A 15,749-nucleotide genomic window follows, 5' to 3' on the forward strand; every position below is an offset into this window, starting at 1 on the left:
TGAACGACGCATGATGTACAACTTCGCCGTTCTCGGCGGTGGGATTGTCGGTCTGTCGACAGCAATGGCGCTTGGCCAGCGGTTTCCCACTGCGCGAATCGTGGTGATCGAAAAGGAGAACCGCTGGGCCGCGCATCAAACGGGGCACAACAGCGGTGTGATTCACTCGGGTGTGTATTATCGCCCCGGCAGCTTCAAAGCCAGGTTCTGTCGCGAGGGCAACCGCTCGATGGTGGAGTTCTGCAGGGCGAATGACATCCCTCATGAGATCTGTGGGAAAGTCATTGTCGCTACCGAGCCAGCTGAGCTGGCGCTGCTCGAAACGCTTTACCAGCGTGGAGTCGAGAACGGAGTTGAAGTGCACCGCATGGGCCCCGACGAAGTCGCGAAGGTCGAGCCTCATGTGCGCTGCCTGAAGGGAATTCGGGTTCCGTCCACGGGCATTGTGGACTTCGCCGCAGTCGCTCGCGCATACGCCCGTATCGTCGAAGAGAATGGCGGCGAGCTCCGCCTGAGCAGCGAGGTCGTTTCACTGCGAGCCGACTCACGCAGTCATCAAATCGAAACGACAGCCGGAACGTTCGAAGCCCGCTTCCTCATCAACTGCACCGGTCTCCACAGCGACCGCATTGCGCGAATGGCTGGTGTAGATCCCGGCGCGCGCATTGTCCCGTTCCGCGGAGAGTATTACGAGCTGCGGCCCGAGCGCCGTCACCTCGTGCGAACGCTGATTTACCCCGTGCCCAATCCCGATTTCCCTTTCCTCGGCGTGCATTTCACGAAGATGATCGACGGCAGCGTGCACGCGGGGCCGAACGCCGTACCCGGCTTGATGCGTGAAGGGTATCTGAAAAGCGACTTCAGCTTTCGCGATTCGCTCGAGACCCTCAGGTATCCCGGATTCTGGCGTCTCGCCCGCCGCCATCATGCGGAGGGCCGCCGTGAAATTATCAGGTCGTTCAGCAAGGCCGCATTTGTCCGCAGCCTTCAGCGCCTCATCCCTGAAATCACCGCAGATGACGTCGTCCCCACGCATGCGGGGGTACGTGCCCAGGCGTTACTCCCTGACGGAAAACTGGTCGACGATTTTCTCCTGGTGCCTGGCGTCCGATCCATGCATGTGTGTAACGCGCCATCGCCGGCCGCGACCGCGTCGATTGAAATCGGCATCGCGGTTGCAGATTCGCTGCCCGATCAGCCGAATCTGCGAAAAGTCACGGGAAGGATGACGTTGTAAAAACCGCGAACGAGTGGCTGTGTTCGTGTTCAACCTCTTACTGCATCAAGGGTCGGCACAAATAAGGGTCGCTGTCTGCGTCTTGTCGCTTGCTCGAATGCAAATGCAATTCTGATGAGTGTTGGCTCGCTGTATGCGCGCCCCATGAACGAAATGCCGACCGGTAGCCCGTGTGCAAACCCCGCCGGAACGGTGATGTTGGGATACCCGGCAACAGCGGCTGGAGTGGAGCTCGAGCCGAGGTAGTGATCACCGTTGATAAGGTCGGTGGTCCACGCGGGAGAGTTTGTGGGGGCCACGATCGCATCGAGCCGGTGACGCTTCATTATAGCATCCAGACCATCGGCGCGAGACATCCGCCGGTTGCGTGCCAGCGCATCCCGGTATTTGCGTGTGCTGAGCGGGCCCTTCTCCTGCGCCATCAGCATGATTTCCTGCCCGAACCACGGCATTTCGCGCGCGCGGTCGCGCTCGTTGAAGACAATGATGTCGGCAAGTGTTCGAACACGTGCGGTCGGACCAAGTGAAGCCAGATACGCATTCAGATCAGCCTTGAATTCGTAGAGCAGCACTTCGAATTCGGTGTCGTCATACTTGCCAGCGTTCGGGATGTCAGCCGGATCGACGATCACCGCACCACGCCGCTTCATCTCTTCGATGGCCCCGTTCACGATGCGGTCGGCGGCGTCGCTGTAGCCAAAGAATTTCGCGCGTGCGACACCGATCCTTGCGCCGCGCAATCCATTGGGGTCGAGAGAGCGGGTATAGTCGATCCGCACATTTCCGCGATTTTCGAGCATGGCTGCATCGCGGCTGTCTTGCCCCGCGAGGGCAGTCAGCAGGATTGCCGCATCGGTGACAGTGCGCGCCATCGGGCCCGCTGTATCCTGACTGTGCGCGATGGGGATAATCCCGGAGCGGCTTACTAACCCGAGGGTCGGTTTGATTCCGACGATCCCGTTTGCCGAAGCGGGGCAGACGATTGATCCATCGGTCTCGGTGCCCACGGCGACAGCGCAGAAGTTGGCCGAGACGGCGCCGCCAGAGCCAGAGCTCGATCCGCACGGATTGCGGTCGAGCGCGTAAGGATTCTTCGCCTGGCCACCCCGTGCGCTCCATCCACTCGATGAATGTGTAGAGCGGAAATTCGCCCATTCACTGAGATTCGCCTTGCCGAGGAGAATGGCGCCCGCGTCTCGCAGCCGTCGCGCAATAAATGCGTCGCGTAAAGGAATCGAACCTTCGAGCGCATAGGATCCGGCGGTGGTGGTCATCCGGTCCTTTGTGTCGATGTTGTCCTTGAGCAGGATTGGAATGCCGTGCAGCGGTCCACGGACACGGCCCTGCCGGCGTTCGTTGTCGAGCGCTACTGCAATCGCGACGGCGTCGGGGTTCGATTCAATGACGTAGCGGAGCGCCGGGCCTCGGCGGTCGAGCTCGTCGATCCGCGCCAGGTACAGCTCCGTGATCGAGCGCGCGGAGCGCTTGCCGGTCGTCATGTCCCGCTGCAGGCCGGCAATAGTCATTTCGTCGAGGTCGAACGCGAGGGTGTTTCGATTCTCATCGACTTCCGGCGGAGACTCGTCCGCACGCGCGAAGGGCGCGCCGCCGAAAGCGAGCGCGCCGGTGATTGCCGTGGAACGAAGAAAGTCGCGCCGCCGCATCACGCGACCGTCAGCCGATGTGGCAGCTCGACATTCCGCGTTTCTCGAGGTACTGCTGGTGGTAGTCCTCGGCTTCGTAGTACTCCGTCGCCGCCGTGATTTCAGTAACGATCGGCTTCCCCAGGCGGCCGCTGCGGTCGCGTTCATCTTTCGACGAAATTGCTGTGGCCTTCTGCTCGTCATCGTGATAGAAAATCGCCGAGCGGTATTGGGTGCCGATGTCGGGCCCCTGCCGGTTCATCGTGGTGGGGTTGTGGTTATCCCAGAACACGGTGAGAAGGTCGTCGTACGTAATGCTCTCCGAGTCGTAGGTCACCTGCACCACCTCGGCGTGGCCAGTCCGGCCGGAACATACATCCCGGTAGGTGGGGTTCGTCATCGTGCCACCGAGGTAGCCAACCGACGTCGAAAGAACCCCTGGAAGCTGCCTGAATGCCGCTTCCACACCCCAGAAACAACCTGCACCAAATGTCGCCTTGCTTTCCATACCTGAATTACCTCTGAAGTTCGCTGTTGCCAGCCGTGTCGCTGTGAGAATCACCGTTCATGTATTGCGCCAGAAGGTGGTGAAAATGGTGAGTGCCGACCTCCCGGCGCGCGGAAAAGCGCCCACGGTCGTAGAGCCGGGAGCTGACTCCGCGCTGCACTGATTCGACCACCTCTTCGTCTTCCATTTCGACAACGTGGAGATCTGCGCCGACTCCCTGCTCCCGGAGCGACTCGTTCCACACATATGATACAAATGAAACGCGGGTTCGTGCCGTGCCGAGTGGGGAAATCACGTTGAGGGAAAGCCCCCACGGATAGAAATTGAGCATGAGGTTCGGGAACAGCCAGAAATAGAACGCGGCAACTCGCTGCCCGTGGTCGGGATGGTCAGCCGGAAGATCGAACACCGGCTCGCCCGGTTTAGCCAACCCCATCTGAAGCGAGCCGTGCGGAAAGGTCTCAGTGTAATAGGCATTGTAATCGAGCTGCGCTGACAGGCTCTGGTGCACGTACGGAATGTGGAACTCTTCCAGGTAGTTGTCGCAGTAGAGCGCCCAGTTGGCGTTGATCAGATAGTCATGCGACGATGCCGCGTCTCGCCGGAACTGTTCGAGCGGCATCCAGCCTGCGCGTGCATTCACAGGAGCCATCCAGTCATTGAAGCTCACGGCGGGCGACAGCGCTGTAAAAAGCATGGGACCCCATCTATTTAGCGGCAGCTCGGGAAGGTTGTCGGAAACCGTGGGGAAATTTGCCGTCTGGTCGAACTCCGGCATCGATACAAACGACCCGTCGAGAGCGAACCGCCGGCCATGGTATCTGCAGCGGAATCCTTTCAGATGTCCCTCGCCCTCGACGACGAGGGCGCCGCGGTGCGTACACACGTTCGAAAGGCATCTGAGCTTCGCGTTCTCGTCAGACGCGAGCACCAGCGGCTCGTCGAGACAGCCGTCGAGAAGCGTGAATGGCAGCACATGACCGGGTGCCTTTACCCGCGCCGAATCGCCAGCAAACTGCCAACTCCGGGCGAATACTCGCTCCTTCTGCACCGCGTAGAACGCGGGGTCCGAGTACACCGCCGCCGGGAGTGTGGACGACGCACGGATATCGCGGTCTATTTCTATACGCCGAACTGACGGCGCGCCACATTCCTGGCAGGTGCCGGGCGTCTGAACTGTCATCGCTTGCAATTCCGAAGAGTGCCTTGATGAGATTACCCTTCCGGGGCGAAACTTCCACCCCCCGGCGACGTAAGATCAACCATACGGAGGCTCACAATGATATTCAGCTTGATTGCATTCGTCATCGCCACCATCTCGGCGATCGCAGGTTTCAGCTTCGCCAAGCGGTTTGTTCGCGACAGACTGCGGTATGTCGACGGCGCGCATAAGCCAGTTGCGCCGATTATCGCCGGCATCGGTGCTTACCTGCTGGCGATGGTCGTTACGGGGCTGTTGCCGATCGTCGGACTGGGTACTGCGATTGCTTTCGCCATCAGTGTCGCCGCGGGCGTTGCGGCGGGGTCGCGAGAGGTGAAATCCGGGGTTTATCCGTCGATTACGTCGGGCGGGTGATCGCTTTTGGCTGAGGGAATCCGCCTGGATTGGTGATTCCCTCAGCCAAGTGATTCCCCGGACGGAGGATTCCGTCAGCTCAGTGATTCATTAAGGTGAGTGATTGTCTCGCCGAGGTGATTTCCTCGGCTGAGTGATTCTTTCGCTACTGATTTTTCAGCTGAGTGATTTCCTCGGCTCGATCTTCGGCTGGTGGGTGTCCCGCTTCGATGACGCCCCGGACAGAAGCCTGTCCGGGGCAGGTGACAACGAGCCCGCCGCCGCTGCCGCCCTTATGCATTCAAGTCACGTGATGCCAATGACTTGTGAGCACGAGGTTACCCTCTCCGCGCCCCGGCCTTCCTTGTGCCTTGATAGGCCCCGTCAACTCAGTGACCCGGAGGGTCTCCTTATGATCAGAAAATTTGTCGGTATTGTCTCTATTGTCAGTGCCATGATGCTCACCGCAAACTCAGCGGATGCGCAGCGGTTCGGCACTCCCGCAATGTCGATTTCTCCATACGCAGGATACATGCGATTCGACGGGGTGGCGGATGGGCCGCTCAATTCCAACCTGACGACGGCCAGCGCGCCGATCTACGGAGCGCAGATCAATTTCCCCCTCGGCAGGACGATATCGATCCTGGGCAATGTCGCGTACTCCGAACCCGATCTGCGCGCGGGAATTCCCGTGCTCGGCAATGTATCCGTTGGAAAGAGCAACGTTCTGCTCTACGACGCGGGATTGCAGTTCAGTGCGCCCGCAGGCTTCGCAGAGCGCTCCATCATTCCTTTTCTGCAGCTTGGAGCAGGAGCGATGAAGTATGACATCGATGTTGCCGGTTTCAGCCGGAGCGCCACCAATCTCGCCTTCAACGCGGGCATCGGCGTCGATGTGCCGCTCGGCCGGAATATCGGACTGCGCCTCGCGGCGAAAGACTACATCGGAAAGTTTGATTTTGCTGAGGCAACGACGATCGACTACGATCCGAAGACCTCGCACAACGTTGCGCTCAGCGCTGGGTTGAAGCTCGGGTTTTAAGAGCTTCGCAGGATAGCCTGGAGTTGCAGCTCAGCCTTCCAGTGTTTTTCAAGTTCGCCTGCCCGCGGGTTGTGGGGCAGGCGAATTTTGCTTTAGTGAACTGACGAGCTCTCCTCCCACATTATCTCGACCGGACCGGAACGCACGTTCCATTGCCGGGGGCGTCCCGCGCACCGAAGCTGCCGGTGTGCAAACGGCTCGGTGACGGTGGTGCCAGCGTAAGAATGAAAAGGTTCGAGTACTCGTTGTCGCAGAGGTCGCCCACATCGGTTCCGCCAAGCGCCGCAATGATGGGACCAACTGTGTTGCTGTGGCCGACGACGAGAATTCGCGAGCCCGGGTGACGCTTTACCGCGACCGCCACGCTCTCCGCGTGAGCCTGAACAGATGAACCCACCGACACGGTAATGGGTGTAATGCGGCGCAACCCGGCAATCGGCCCCCCGGTGAGACGCGTGCGTCGGAGTTGAGTTGTGATGACGACGTCGATGTCCGCTTCCCGAAGCTGGGCAGCAAGCGAATCAGCCCGCGCGTAACCCGCGGTGCTCAGATCGACATCGCTGTTGGCTTCCTTCACCGCAGCCTTCTCCGCGTGCCGGACAAGATAGACAGTCGTTTCCGTGCGGCTGTCTGGAAGAGTTCCTGGCGGAGTAGCGGGCGCACAACCTGCAACGAGCGCCAGCGCGAGGGAGATGATGGACAGGCGCGTTGCACGGAAGGATCTGGAGATTATCATTAGCCTTCCTGAATACCTTCATGAGCATGGGTACGCAAGCGTCTCAGGTGCCGGTCCCTTGCAGTATCTGCCTTTTCGAGGCTTACGATGAAACACGCGCAATCTGGTTCAAATAAAGTCCTCGCTTCGCTGGCCCTGTGCGCGCTGCTTGGGATTGTAGCGTGCGACGGCGGCCGTGCATCGAAAACGTCCGACGACATTGCCGCAGACTCGGCACTCGCGGCCGATCTGGCACTCGCCAACCGGGATACACTTCTCGTGGATTCCATCGGTGCCTATCGGCCAGCGGGTGAAGGGGACCAATCCCCTACCGATGACACTGCACTGGTCGACGCCGATCTGGCAGAGCCCACCCGTCGCCCGACGGCTTCGCGACCAGCGCTCTCGCTGCCTCCCCCCGCCGCGCGCACGCCGGCGACGAGCCCGCGTACCACCGACAGGGTTGCGGTTGAAGCTCCCGAGCGCCCTCCCGTCCCGAATAATCCCCGTCCCGCACCCGCCGCTCCCGAGTCTGAGCGGCCTGAAACGGCTGACGCGCCTGAGGCGCCAGCCGTTCGGAGAAGCGGGACCGCTGCGTGTAATTCGCCGTCGCTTGCCGATCAACAGACCTGTGTCCGTGCGAGCCTTGCGTCTACCGACATGCGCCTGAACCGCATCTATCGCGCACTGATTACCGAGATGCGCCGGCGGGAGGGTGTCGGCAATGGAGACAAGGATCCGCCTTCGGTTCAGCGGTTACGCGTTGGGCAACGTTCCTGGCTGGTTTATCGCGACACCGAGTGTCGCCGGCGAGGCCGTGGCCGCGAGGGCCGGCTCTGGGCTCCGCCGCGTGTACGGTGCCTCGGGGAATTCTCGAGGCGGCGCTCCACCGAGCTGGCCGACCAGTTCAGCCGGCTAACGGACAGCTGATAGCTGATTCAGCACATAGCCCGCGGGCACTGGAGGGCGTCGTCGGCGCATCCAACCCGCTCAGCTTGTTATTCGCTAAATCCACCGCCGAACACGGGCCTTATATTCCATATACGCGGCTCCGAATTTCCCCTCGAGATAGCTCTCCTCGCGCTCGATGACGCCCCTCTGGAGCACCAGGATTGCAAGTGGCAGCAGGAAAAACGGCCAGAATGTGTTCGCGACCAGTGATGCGCCTGCGTAGATAAGAACGAATCCGACATACAACGGGTTTCGTGTGAACATGAAGGGTCCGCTGCTGACAATCGCGGTCGTCGGACTGTAGGGAACAACCGCCGTACGGGCGCGGCGGAACTCGACGACTCCCCAGGCAATGAGAATCAGGCCCGCGACGGCAAGCGTGATTCCTGCCCACAGGCCGGTGGCTCCGGAGAAGATCGGAAGGGGCCGCATCCAGTTCGCGGCCAACCCGGCGATGAGTGGAATTGCGACGATCAGCGGCGGAGGTGCAACGACCCCCGCGTTGTCACGAACCTTCCCGGACACTGGATTACTCATATCAGCAGCGGCGCTGCCGAAACCGGGAACTCCCGATCGCAGCGCGAACCTCTTCAGGTGAACTTTGCTTAAAAGGTTTGAACACCGCGAGATAGCCAACCGCCAGCGTGTGGAAAGCCGTCTGATCGTAACCGGCAGCGGCCATTTCGCACTTGAGCTGAGCCGGTGGAGTACCGTGCGACGAAGTCGGACGATCGACATCGACGATTCCGACGCTCGCACCGGGCTTCAATGAGGGATGGAGATTGTACAACAGTGCGTATGGCTGGTCGATCTCATGGTACATATGCACAAACAAGGCGCGATCCACCGATGCCGGCGGCAGCCGCGGATTGTCGGACGAGCCCAGTATGACTCGCACGTTCGCGAGTTTCTCTTTCTCGATCCGCTTTGTGAGATCTCTCACATAATTGGGCATGATGTCTTCCGCAAACACTCGCCCGGCAGTGCCGACGCGAGGCGAGAGCCGCACGGTGTAGTAGCCACTACCCGCGCCGATGTCTGCGATGCCCATACCGGTGCTGATTCCAAGCAGAGCCATCACAGTATCTGCTTCTCCGACGCGATCGCGCGCGTCTTCGTTGTCCCATGTCGCTGACACGATGGAGGCGACGGGACGATCCGGTTTCGGGAATGCAGCCGCGGGGAGGGACGGCGCCGCCGCCGCAGGAATCGGAGTAGCACCCGCGGCGCCGTTCTCGACCGTCGGTGCAGGTTCGCGCCGACAGCCAGCGGAGCCTGTCCAGAGCGTGAGCACCGCGACCACAACGAGTTTGCACATTGTTGGAATCATATCAGCCATGTCATCCGCAATCTGCTGACCACCTGCAAAAACGGGTCGTCGTCATTTACGTGCCGCACGCATCTGGAGTCGCTGTGTCAACGCTCGCTGAAAATCAGCGCGTATACAAGGAGGTTGATCAGCAGTACCAGTGCGCCGAGCACGATGTGATTTCGCCGGCTGTGGGCGGGGTCGAAGCGGGAGCGAAGGATGTGGTGTTGCAAAAATCCCTCGTCGTATGGTACCCGGCCGCCGCGAAGCCACGATTGTTTTTCCCATGGTGTGAGCGGGCAGCCCAGGTTGAACGTCATGGTTGCGAACGCCCACGCCACTGCCGCCAGGTGAATCCACATCAACGCCGGTGATATCAGGACCAGCAGGCTGCCGGCAATCACGAAGAGCACATAGGCGATATGAATTCCAGCAATTCCTCGAGCGAGAATCCGCCAGCTCACCGCACCGTCCGGCACAGGCTCTGTCAGCGGACGCCGGTCGTCACGAGGCACTGAAATCATTTTGAGGTGGTCGCGTCAAAGTGAGGATTCTCGATTATACCGAGCCGGTTGCCGAACGGATCCATTACGGTTGCCACGCGTATCCCGCCCCCCACGTCGCTCACTGGATTTGACATCGTTGCGCCCGAGCTCAGCAGGCGTTCGAGAGCTTCGTCGGCATTGTTCACTGCCCAGTAGGCCGTAGCCCCTCCCGCACCGCCCGTACCCGCGTTGGGATCGAGCCCCAACTCGAAGCCGCCGACGTTGAATCCAACGTAGTACGGCTCATCGAAATAGGGCTGGATGCCGAGGGCGTCCTGGTACCATTGTTTCGCCCGGGTGATGTCGGGGGCGGCGTAGATGACGGTGCGCAGGCCGATAAAAAAAGGGGATTGATTCGCCATGAATTCAGAGTCCTCGAAAAGTGATTATGATGGGGATGCATCGCGGTATCCATCGTCCGGTCAACCAGTGCAGGAGTCGCTTGTGACGCTGATTTTTCTCGCAATCGGATTTTTCGCCGGCATTCTCTCTGGAGTTTTCGGCGTTGGCGGCGGAGTCGTTATAGTCCCTGCTCTGATTTTGATTGCCGGCATGGCCCCAATCGCCGCAACGGGGACCTCGCTCGCCGCATTGCTGCTGCCAGTAGGTATTCTCGGCGTGTGGGAATATTACAGGAAAGGAAATCTCGACATCAGCGCAGCGCTATGGATCGCCCTTGGCCTGGTGGTTGGTGTCTGGATTGGTGCCCGGCTGGCTCATGAGCTTTCTCCGGTGCAGCTCAAACGCGCGTTCTCGCTCTTTCTGGTGCTCGTGGCCGCGCGGATATGGTGGACATGATGGAGGGAGGGCCAGCTTGTCGGCATTGCTTGATGAATGATAACGTTATATGATGACATTATGCGAACGATCATCGAGATTCCAGAACATATTCTTAGCCGCCTGGACGAAGAAGCTGAGCGGCATGCGATATCACGTGCCGAAGCGGTGCGCTGGGCGCTGACAGAGTACCTCGCTCGACGCACGACACCGCGCACTGACGCTGCGTTTGGCGTCTGGAAATCGAAGCCTGTCGATCCGTTGGCGCATGAGGACTCCATTCGCAACGAGTGGCGCGGGTGAGAGCGGTCTTCGACACGAACATTCTCATCGACTACTTGAACGGCTCGAAGAAAGCGAAGACAGAAATTGGTTCGATCGACGAGCCCTTTATCAGCCTTGTGACGTGGATGGAAGTTCTCGTCGGGGTCGCTGACGCGGACGAGGAATCGAGCATCAGGGAGTTCCTTCGGCGATTCTCGGTTTATCCCGTGGACGAAGGTGTTGCTGAACGGGCAGTTGCAATCCGGCGCGAGAACAATCTCAGACTTCCCGACGCAATTATCTGGGCCACGGCGTACCGGCTGGGAACGATCCTTGTGACCCGCAACACTCGTGATTTTCCGCCGCGGCACCCCTCAATAAGAATTCCCTACAGGATGTGACTGTTTCGGCGGGAGAGATCACGCCGATGCGTTTGTGCGGATCAGATTCCGAACTGCCTGAAATGGTGATCGATGTGGCGGGTAGCCAGGCACCTTCCATGCGTTCGATGACAGCGCGCCAAACGCCGGATGGTGGCCAGTTACCACCGGTGTTACGCCGGCCGAATTATTCACTTCACACACATCTCTTGTCTTCGGGGTTTGTTCGGGATAAACTACGTCAGCGCCCATGACCTCAGCCGCCTCGCTTGTCGACCTTCGCTCGCTTCTCGAGCAACGCTTTCCCGATGCGACGCCGCTTACGCATCACACTGCCGATCCAGTCGCGACGGGGATTCGGGGGCTTGATGCGATTCTCCCAGGTGGGGGACTGCCCCGGGGGCGGCTCTCGGTATGGATGCCTCAGGGCGGGGCGACCGCAATTCTGCGCGCCGCCTGTCACACCACCGTCAGAGCCGGGGAGCGGGCCGCATGGATTGATGGACTCGGTACCATTGCCGGCCAGTTCTGGGAGGAGGGGCCGGTGCTCGTTCGTCCGTCAAACCGAAGGAACTCTCTCAGGTGCAGCGAGGAGCTGCTGAGATGCGGTGGATTTGCGCTGGTGGTACTTGCTGGTGCGGAGCCGGCCGGACCTGAGATGGTGCGGCTCTCTCGCGCTGCCCGCGAAGGCGGTGGAGCGTTTGTCGCCCTTACTACTCACACTTCCATGGCAAGTTTGCGGATCACCTCGCGTCTCACTCTGGGCGGGTATCTCTGGAAGAAGGATCCCTTCGGCGATCCCGCCGATGCCTATTCCGCGACCGTGAACGTGAGGGCGCAGTCGCTGGGATGGAACAGGCAGACGGAGTTCAGGTTGCCGATCGTGCCGCACGAGGCGCGGATGGCGCTCGATGCGGGGTTGCCGGACAGGAGGGGGAGTCGCAGAGGTGATTGACCTTGACTGCGGGTGCGCCGCGGGGGACGTAAAGGCGTCTCCTGGCCTGGCGGCGCTGTCATGACACGTGTATTGACAAACTCCGGCCAATACGCCACAATCCCTGGATGGGCATCAAGAGCCAGCAGATTCAGATTCGCGTCACGGCAGGGCAGAAGACGGCACTGCGGCGGCTGGCGAAGCGCGCGAACCAGGACCTTTCGAGCTACATCCTGTCACGCTCCCTTCCCTCTGAAAGCGCAAGATTCGAAAACCTCCTGCGCGCCCTCCGAGACAATCCGGACTCACGCCTGGGCCTGGCGGCGCTTAACGATTTCCTCAGCGATCTCCTGACGACGCAGATCGCCGAGTCGCTGCGGTACGCCGACCTGGCCGGCCTCTCGCAATTGCTCCAGAACTACGTGGCTGCAATGGTCGAACAGGCATGCTCCCGGAAACGGGCAGCTCCACCTCAATGGGTACGCGAAGTGACGCCTCTCGCCGAACCGTACTTTGCCAGCGAACTCAAAGCGCTTCGCTCACACCTCCTGTTGGCCGCGCCCGTTCCCTTCAAGCGGCGGAACCTGTTCGTCGATTCGAGCATCGGCGACCGCGTGTGATGGCCAGCGACTCAATCCGCCTCACACGAGCGGACATGCATCGCCTTTTCGAGATGCTCGACGGCAAGCTCGCGGCTCAATCGACAGTAGGCGAGCTCCTCCTCGTCGGCGGCGCGGTTATGTGTCTGGCGTTCAACGCCCGTGACGCGACGCATGATGTTGATGCGCTGTTCCGGCCCGCTAAGGTAGTGCGCGAAGCGGCCGCGCACGTGGCGATTGCTGCGGGCGTGCCGGCTACATGGCTCAACGATTCAGTGAAGGGCTACCTCAGCCCACACGGAGAGTTCGACCCTTTCCTGGAGCTTGCGCATCTGCGCGTTTTCGTCGCTCGGCCCGAGTATCTTCTCGCGATGAAGTGCGCCGCACTGCGACTCGGCGCGGAATTTCACGACCTTGATGATGTGCGGTACCTGCTCAGGTATCTGAACATTGCGACGAGTGAGCAGGCAATGACCATCGTCACGCGATATTTCGACGAAAACCGGCTCTTGCCCAAGACGCGGCTCGCGCTGGAGCAATTGTTGCCGGGGCGGCCAGAGGGATAATTTGACCGTACAGCGGGAGGCCTCACGACTGCCGTTGAGGAAGTCGTGAGGTGCCCAATACCTACCGACTACATTGCCTTCGTTCGCAAGGATGCGCAAGCGTCGGGCGACGCAGCAAACAGGCTTCAAAGGAGCAGAGCGCTTGAAACTATTTCCGCCTTCACCTGTCCGGACGCGTGCGCCGAAATGAATAGGTGCGGGCGTTAAACGTCAGGATGAGTACCGGCCCGAGCGTTCCACTGGGCGTGGGCTGTACCGGGCGGACTCTGTACGTGTCGAATCCCTTCTCCGATCGAAACTCAACGCGATCTCCGTCGAGAGACCAGCCTCCGAAGTCAGAGACAATGCTGCTGGAGTCGAGCGGTGGTAGTCGTGACGTTTCGCAGAGGTAGCGGGTGTAGACGGCGACGGTGTATAGCGGACGGCGATTTATGATTTTGGGGGCGAGCGATATGTCACCCTCTACGATGCCTAAAGGGCAAGCTCCGCCGGCAAGCGGCACCGGCAGCGGGGCGCCATTGACCAGTTCAAGGTCGTAGTGTCCGGCAACCGAGGAAAGATCCGGGGCAAATGGTGACGTCAGGCAAGCGCCGAGGGCCAGTGCCGCAGATAGAGCCCAAATGTTACGCATTAAGCGATCGAGGTCTGCGGGCCACTCGCCCCTCGCATTGCGCAGGCGAGTACGTCTCGAAACCGCGCAAAATTACTCGCCAAAACCAAACGCGCGGAGACTTTCGAAGTATGCTCCCGCACATGGATAGGAACTGTAGTAATTCCAGCCACAAAATTTCTCCACATCCGTCCAGAAATACTCGGCGTTGCCGTTGGATGAAATCCTGTCGTAAACAGGATTGGCGGGGTACGAACCGATGAATTCCCGCCCCGGTCCACCTTGCCCCAGATTCTGAATGGCACTGAAGTGCAGCGTGTGGTAATAGTCCTGGGGAAAGTCACACGAATCGATATCGAAAAACCACTGCCGTTGCACGAGTTTCGCGTCCTGTAATTTCCGTGCTTGTCCTCCGACACCCAGATCCTGGGTGCACCAAACCCAGGCGAACCCTGTGCATCTTCCAGGTCCGACGCCTCGTATCCGGCCGTCTGATCGTTCGCGGTTCCCCAATGTGATGACAGAGTTCCGTACTTGAGGGACCACGGGCCCGCTACACCGATTGCCGAGGGGCCCACCTCAAGGACGATCCATTCGGAGTCGCCGTTGTGTGGCCGGCAGTTCGCGATGGCGTCGGGGCAAGCGAAAGGCGGGCCGCAATCATAGTGGTACGAGATTGCGTAAAAGATGACGATCACGCCGCCAAAGTACGGGGAGTAGTTCTGTCGAACGGCAAAGTGCGGTTGCCGCAGCCAATCGCAGTCATGAGTCATCAGCACAGTCTGAGGCCTGAACGCAAATGCCAACTCGTACTCGCAGGCATCGTCCACCCCATCTTGGTCACCGTCGCTAAGTTGGTCGAATCCGCCCGGTTGGAAACACGTAGTGTAGGTCTTGCCGCTCGGGAGTGTCACACCCATCGGCCTCGGGCCACTCCCTCCGCCGCCGCTTGTCTCGCCTTCGCATTCCACAATTACCGTGGGATCGTCGCACGCGCTCGCCATCATCGTACCGGAGCTCCCTGAAGCGCGCAACGAGCTGTCACCCCGTTGTCGGAAGAGCGCGATCTCCTCCTCGGGGGTGCTGATGGTTGGTCGGGCCTTTCGCGTTGCCGCGTGACGGGTCACCTCCGGGGTAGGCCCGAAGTCGATGTCGGCTGGAGTTATCTCCAGAAAGGGATAGTCGGAGTTGGTGAGGATGCCGTGCGGAAGTTGCACTCCTTGTATAGTGTGCGCTATCTCGACGGCTGGATTCGTGCGCAGCTTCTCGCGCCTCTCGCGGAGCGTACGCGGAAGCCCCTTTATGGCAATATCTTCGGTCCCTGTCCAGTTCATCCGGTCGACGGCTCTGGGCATGATCAGCTGAAACCCGCCTCGCGTACTGGCTAACGCCACCGCTTGGGCTACAGAAATCCCTGCACGGGTAGCGACCGATCGCGCGAGCACCTCCCCACGCGGACCGCTCAGGTAGCTCGCGAGATGTATCCGGTGCTGCGGAAAGGGACTGTCGCGAAGATCCTCGAAGAGCTGGCGCCGAATTGCCCCGTCTGCGAGCGTAAGGGCTAACGCCTTGGCGATCGAATCAGCCGCTGCCGCATCGCCGGGTTTCAGCGCCGGAATGCTTTGAAGGACACCAGTTACGGCGCGTTCACCCCCGACCCGCGCGAGAGGCACAGTCGGTTGGTCCTTGTTGCAGCCGCCAAGGAACAAAATCCCCGCCAGCGTGACCATGGCGAGAACGCGCGGTGACGCTCCTGCGGCTCGAAACATTTTCGCGTGGAAACTGAGCATCGTGCTTCCGAATGGTGCGTGAATGATTCGCGTGACCGACAACTGAGTGCGGGCCCCTAGACCGCGCGGTTGGGACCGGTCACGAAGGCTGCGCTCCAACAAGGGCCTTTGCCACCCACATGGTAGGGCGATGGGAAACGGATCGCAATAGGCGTTTTGACGACTGTCAACCACCATTAGAAATGTCCTCGTTCTTACGCCATTAGAAATGTCCCCTTCTGTAAGGGGTCAAAAGAAAGAGTTCTCATTCGTCTTGTTCCGCGGTTTGCATCGGCGCTGCCCGGCTTGTCCGGGCGAGCTCTACCCACCGGCGATGCGTTGCTC

At 60.3% G+C, this 15,749-nt stretch carries 20 protein-coding genes; 10 read left to right on the forward strand and 10 right to left on the reverse strand.

Translation table 11 applies throughout. The features are described 5' to 3' along the window. The first annotated feature begins 10 nt into the window (after positions 1-10). Positions 11-1,237, forward strand: a complete 1,227-nt coding sequence (gene lhgO, locus WKF55_13695; protein MEJ7760632.1) for an L-2-hydroxyglutarate oxidase — start codon at positions 11-13, stop codon at positions 1,235-1,237. A gap of 29 nt (positions 1,238-1,266) precedes the next feature. Here the strand turns inward: lhgO and WKF55_13700 are convergent, their stop codons facing one another. Genes WKF55_13700 through WKF55_13710 form a run of 3 tightly spaced genes read right to left on the reverse strand, consistent with a single transcriptional unit; the run spans position 1,267 to position 4,571 of the window. Continuing rightward, positions 1,267-2,901, reverse strand: a complete 1,635-nt coding sequence (locus tag WKF55_13700; protein MEJ7760633.1) for an amidase — start codon at positions 2,899-2,901, stop codon at positions 1,267-1,269. Between the two features lie 10 nt (positions 2,902-2,911). Further along, entirely contained in the window at positions 2,912-3,388 is a 477-nt protein-coding gene (gene msrA, locus WKF55_13705; GenBank protein ID MEJ7760634.1) for a peptide-methionine (S)-S-oxide reductase MsrA, read from the reverse strand. Positions 3,389-3,395: 7 nt separating this feature from the next. After that, entirely contained in the window at positions 3,396-4,571 is a 1,176-nt protein-coding gene (locus WKF55_13710; GenBank protein MEJ7760635.1) for an aromatic ring-hydroxylating dioxygenase subunit alpha, read from the reverse strand. Positions 4,572-4,667: 96 nt separating this feature from the next. On the opposite strand from WKF55_13710, the gene WKF55_13715 reads away from it, so the two are divergent. Further along, positions 4,668-4,964 carry a hypothetical protein gene (locus WKF55_13715; GenBank protein ID MEJ7760636.1) on the forward strand — a complete coding sequence of 99 codons (297 nt, stop codon included), beginning with the start codon at positions 4,668-4,670 and terminating at the stop codon, positions 4,962-4,964. 391 nt (positions 4,965-5,355) lie between these two features. Next, positions 5,356-5,985 (forward strand): outer membrane beta-barrel protein, encoded by a 630-nt coding sequence (locus tag WKF55_13720; protein ID MEJ7760637.1) that lies wholly within the window; start codon positions 5,356-5,358, stop codon positions 5,983-5,985. Between the two features lie 121 nt (positions 5,986-6,106). On the opposite strand, the gene WKF55_13725 is transcribed toward WKF55_13720, so the two are convergent. After that, positions 6,107-6,721: a histidine phosphatase family protein gene (locus tag WKF55_13725; protein MEJ7760638.1), complete on the reverse strand. Its 615-nt coding sequence runs from the start codon at positions 6,719-6,721 to the stop codon at positions 6,107-6,109. 87 nt (positions 6,722-6,808) lie between these two features. On the opposite strand from WKF55_13725, the gene WKF55_13730 reads away from it, so the two are divergent. Next, on the forward strand, positions 6,809-7,630 hold the full coding sequence (locus tag WKF55_13730; GenBank protein ID MEJ7760639.1) for a lysozyme inhibitor LprI family protein: 822 nt from the start codon (positions 6,809-6,811) through the stop codon (positions 7,628-7,630). A 75-nt stretch (positions 7,631-7,705) separates the two neighbouring features. Here the strand turns inward: WKF55_13730 and WKF55_13735 are convergent, their stop codons facing one another. From WKF55_13735 to WKF55_13750, 4 genes are all read right to left on the reverse strand, one after another. Beyond that, a complete protein-coding gene (locus WKF55_13735) occupies positions 7,706-8,188 on the reverse strand; it encodes an isoprenylcysteine carboxylmethyltransferase family protein (GenBank protein ID MEJ7760640.1) in 483 nt (160 codons plus the stop codon). Position 8,189: 1 nt separating this feature from the next. After that, entirely contained in the window at positions 8,190-8,969 is a 780-nt protein-coding gene (locus WKF55_13740; protein ID MEJ7760641.1) for a class I SAM-dependent methyltransferase, read from the reverse strand. Positions 8,970-9,067: 98 nt separating this feature from the next. After that, positions 9,068-9,484, reverse strand: coding sequence for a DUF2784 domain-containing protein (locus WKF55_13745; GenBank protein MEJ7760642.1), 417 nt, complete (start codon positions 9,482-9,484; stop codon positions 9,068-9,070). Continuing rightward, positions 9,481-9,867, reverse strand: coding sequence for a VOC family protein (locus WKF55_13750; protein ID MEJ7760643.1), 387 nt, complete (start codon positions 9,865-9,867; stop codon positions 9,481-9,483). The genes WKF55_13745 and WKF55_13750 overlap by 4 nt, the downstream gene beginning before the upstream one ends. On the opposite strand from WKF55_13750, the gene WKF55_13755 reads away from it, so the two are divergent. The 6 genes from WKF55_13755 to WKF55_13780 all read left to right on the forward strand — a co-directional run bounded on the left by WKF55_13755 (position 9,866) and on the right by WKF55_13780 (position 13,025). Beyond that, on the forward strand, positions 9,866-10,303 hold the full coding sequence (locus tag WKF55_13755) for a sulfite exporter TauE/SafE family protein (protein ID MEJ7760644.1): 438 nt from the start codon (positions 9,866-9,868) through the stop codon (positions 10,301-10,303). The genes WKF55_13750 and WKF55_13755 overlap by 2 nt on opposite strands. Before the next feature lie 60 nt (positions 10,304-10,363). Then, positions 10,364-10,585 carry a ribbon-helix-helix protein, CopG family gene (locus WKF55_13760; protein MEJ7760645.1) on the forward strand — a complete coding sequence of 74 codons (222 nt, stop codon included), beginning with the start codon at positions 10,364-10,366 and terminating at the stop codon, positions 10,583-10,585. Further along, positions 10,582-10,947, forward strand: coding sequence for a type II toxin-antitoxin system VapC family toxin (locus WKF55_13765; GenBank protein MEJ7760646.1), 366 nt, complete (start codon positions 10,582-10,584; stop codon positions 10,945-10,947). The genes WKF55_13760 and WKF55_13765 overlap by 4 nt, the downstream gene beginning before the upstream one ends. A gap of 229 nt (positions 10,948-11,176) precedes the next feature. Further along, complete coding sequence (locus WKF55_13770) at positions 11,177-11,881, forward strand: hypothetical protein (protein ID MEJ7760647.1); 705 nt, start codon at positions 11,177-11,179, stop codon at positions 11,879-11,881. A gap of 107 nt (positions 11,882-11,988) precedes the next feature. Continuing rightward, a complete protein-coding gene (locus tag WKF55_13775) occupies positions 11,989-12,480 on the forward strand; it encodes a hypothetical protein (protein ID MEJ7760648.1) in 492 nt (163 codons plus the stop codon). A gap of 35 nt (positions 12,481-12,515) precedes the next feature. Beyond that, positions 12,516-13,025: a hypothetical protein gene (locus tag WKF55_13780; protein MEJ7760649.1), complete on the forward strand. Its 510-nt coding sequence runs from the start codon at positions 12,516-12,518 to the stop codon at positions 13,023-13,025. 160 nt (positions 13,026-13,185) lie between these two features. Here WKF55_13780 and WKF55_13785 read toward each other — a convergent pair whose 3' ends face one another. Then, positions 13,186-13,656 carry a hypothetical protein gene (locus WKF55_13785; GenBank protein MEJ7760650.1) on the reverse strand — a complete coding sequence of 157 codons (471 nt, stop codon included), beginning with the start codon at positions 13,654-13,656 and terminating at the stop codon, positions 13,186-13,188. Next, the gene (locus tag WKF55_13790) at positions 13,656-15,425 is read right to left on the reverse strand and encodes a hypothetical protein (GenBank protein ID MEJ7760651.1); all 1,770 of its coding nucleotides are present in this window, start codon (positions 15,423-15,425) and stop codon (positions 13,656-13,658) included. The genes WKF55_13785 and WKF55_13790 overlap by 1 nt, the downstream gene beginning before the upstream one ends. Positions 15,426-15,749: the final 324 nt, after the last annotated feature.

The organism is Gemmatimonadaceae bacterium (genome assembly GCA_037721215.1).
Lineage (GTDB): Bacteria > Gemmatimonadota > Gemmatimonadetes > Gemmatimonadales > Gemmatimonadaceae > UBA4720.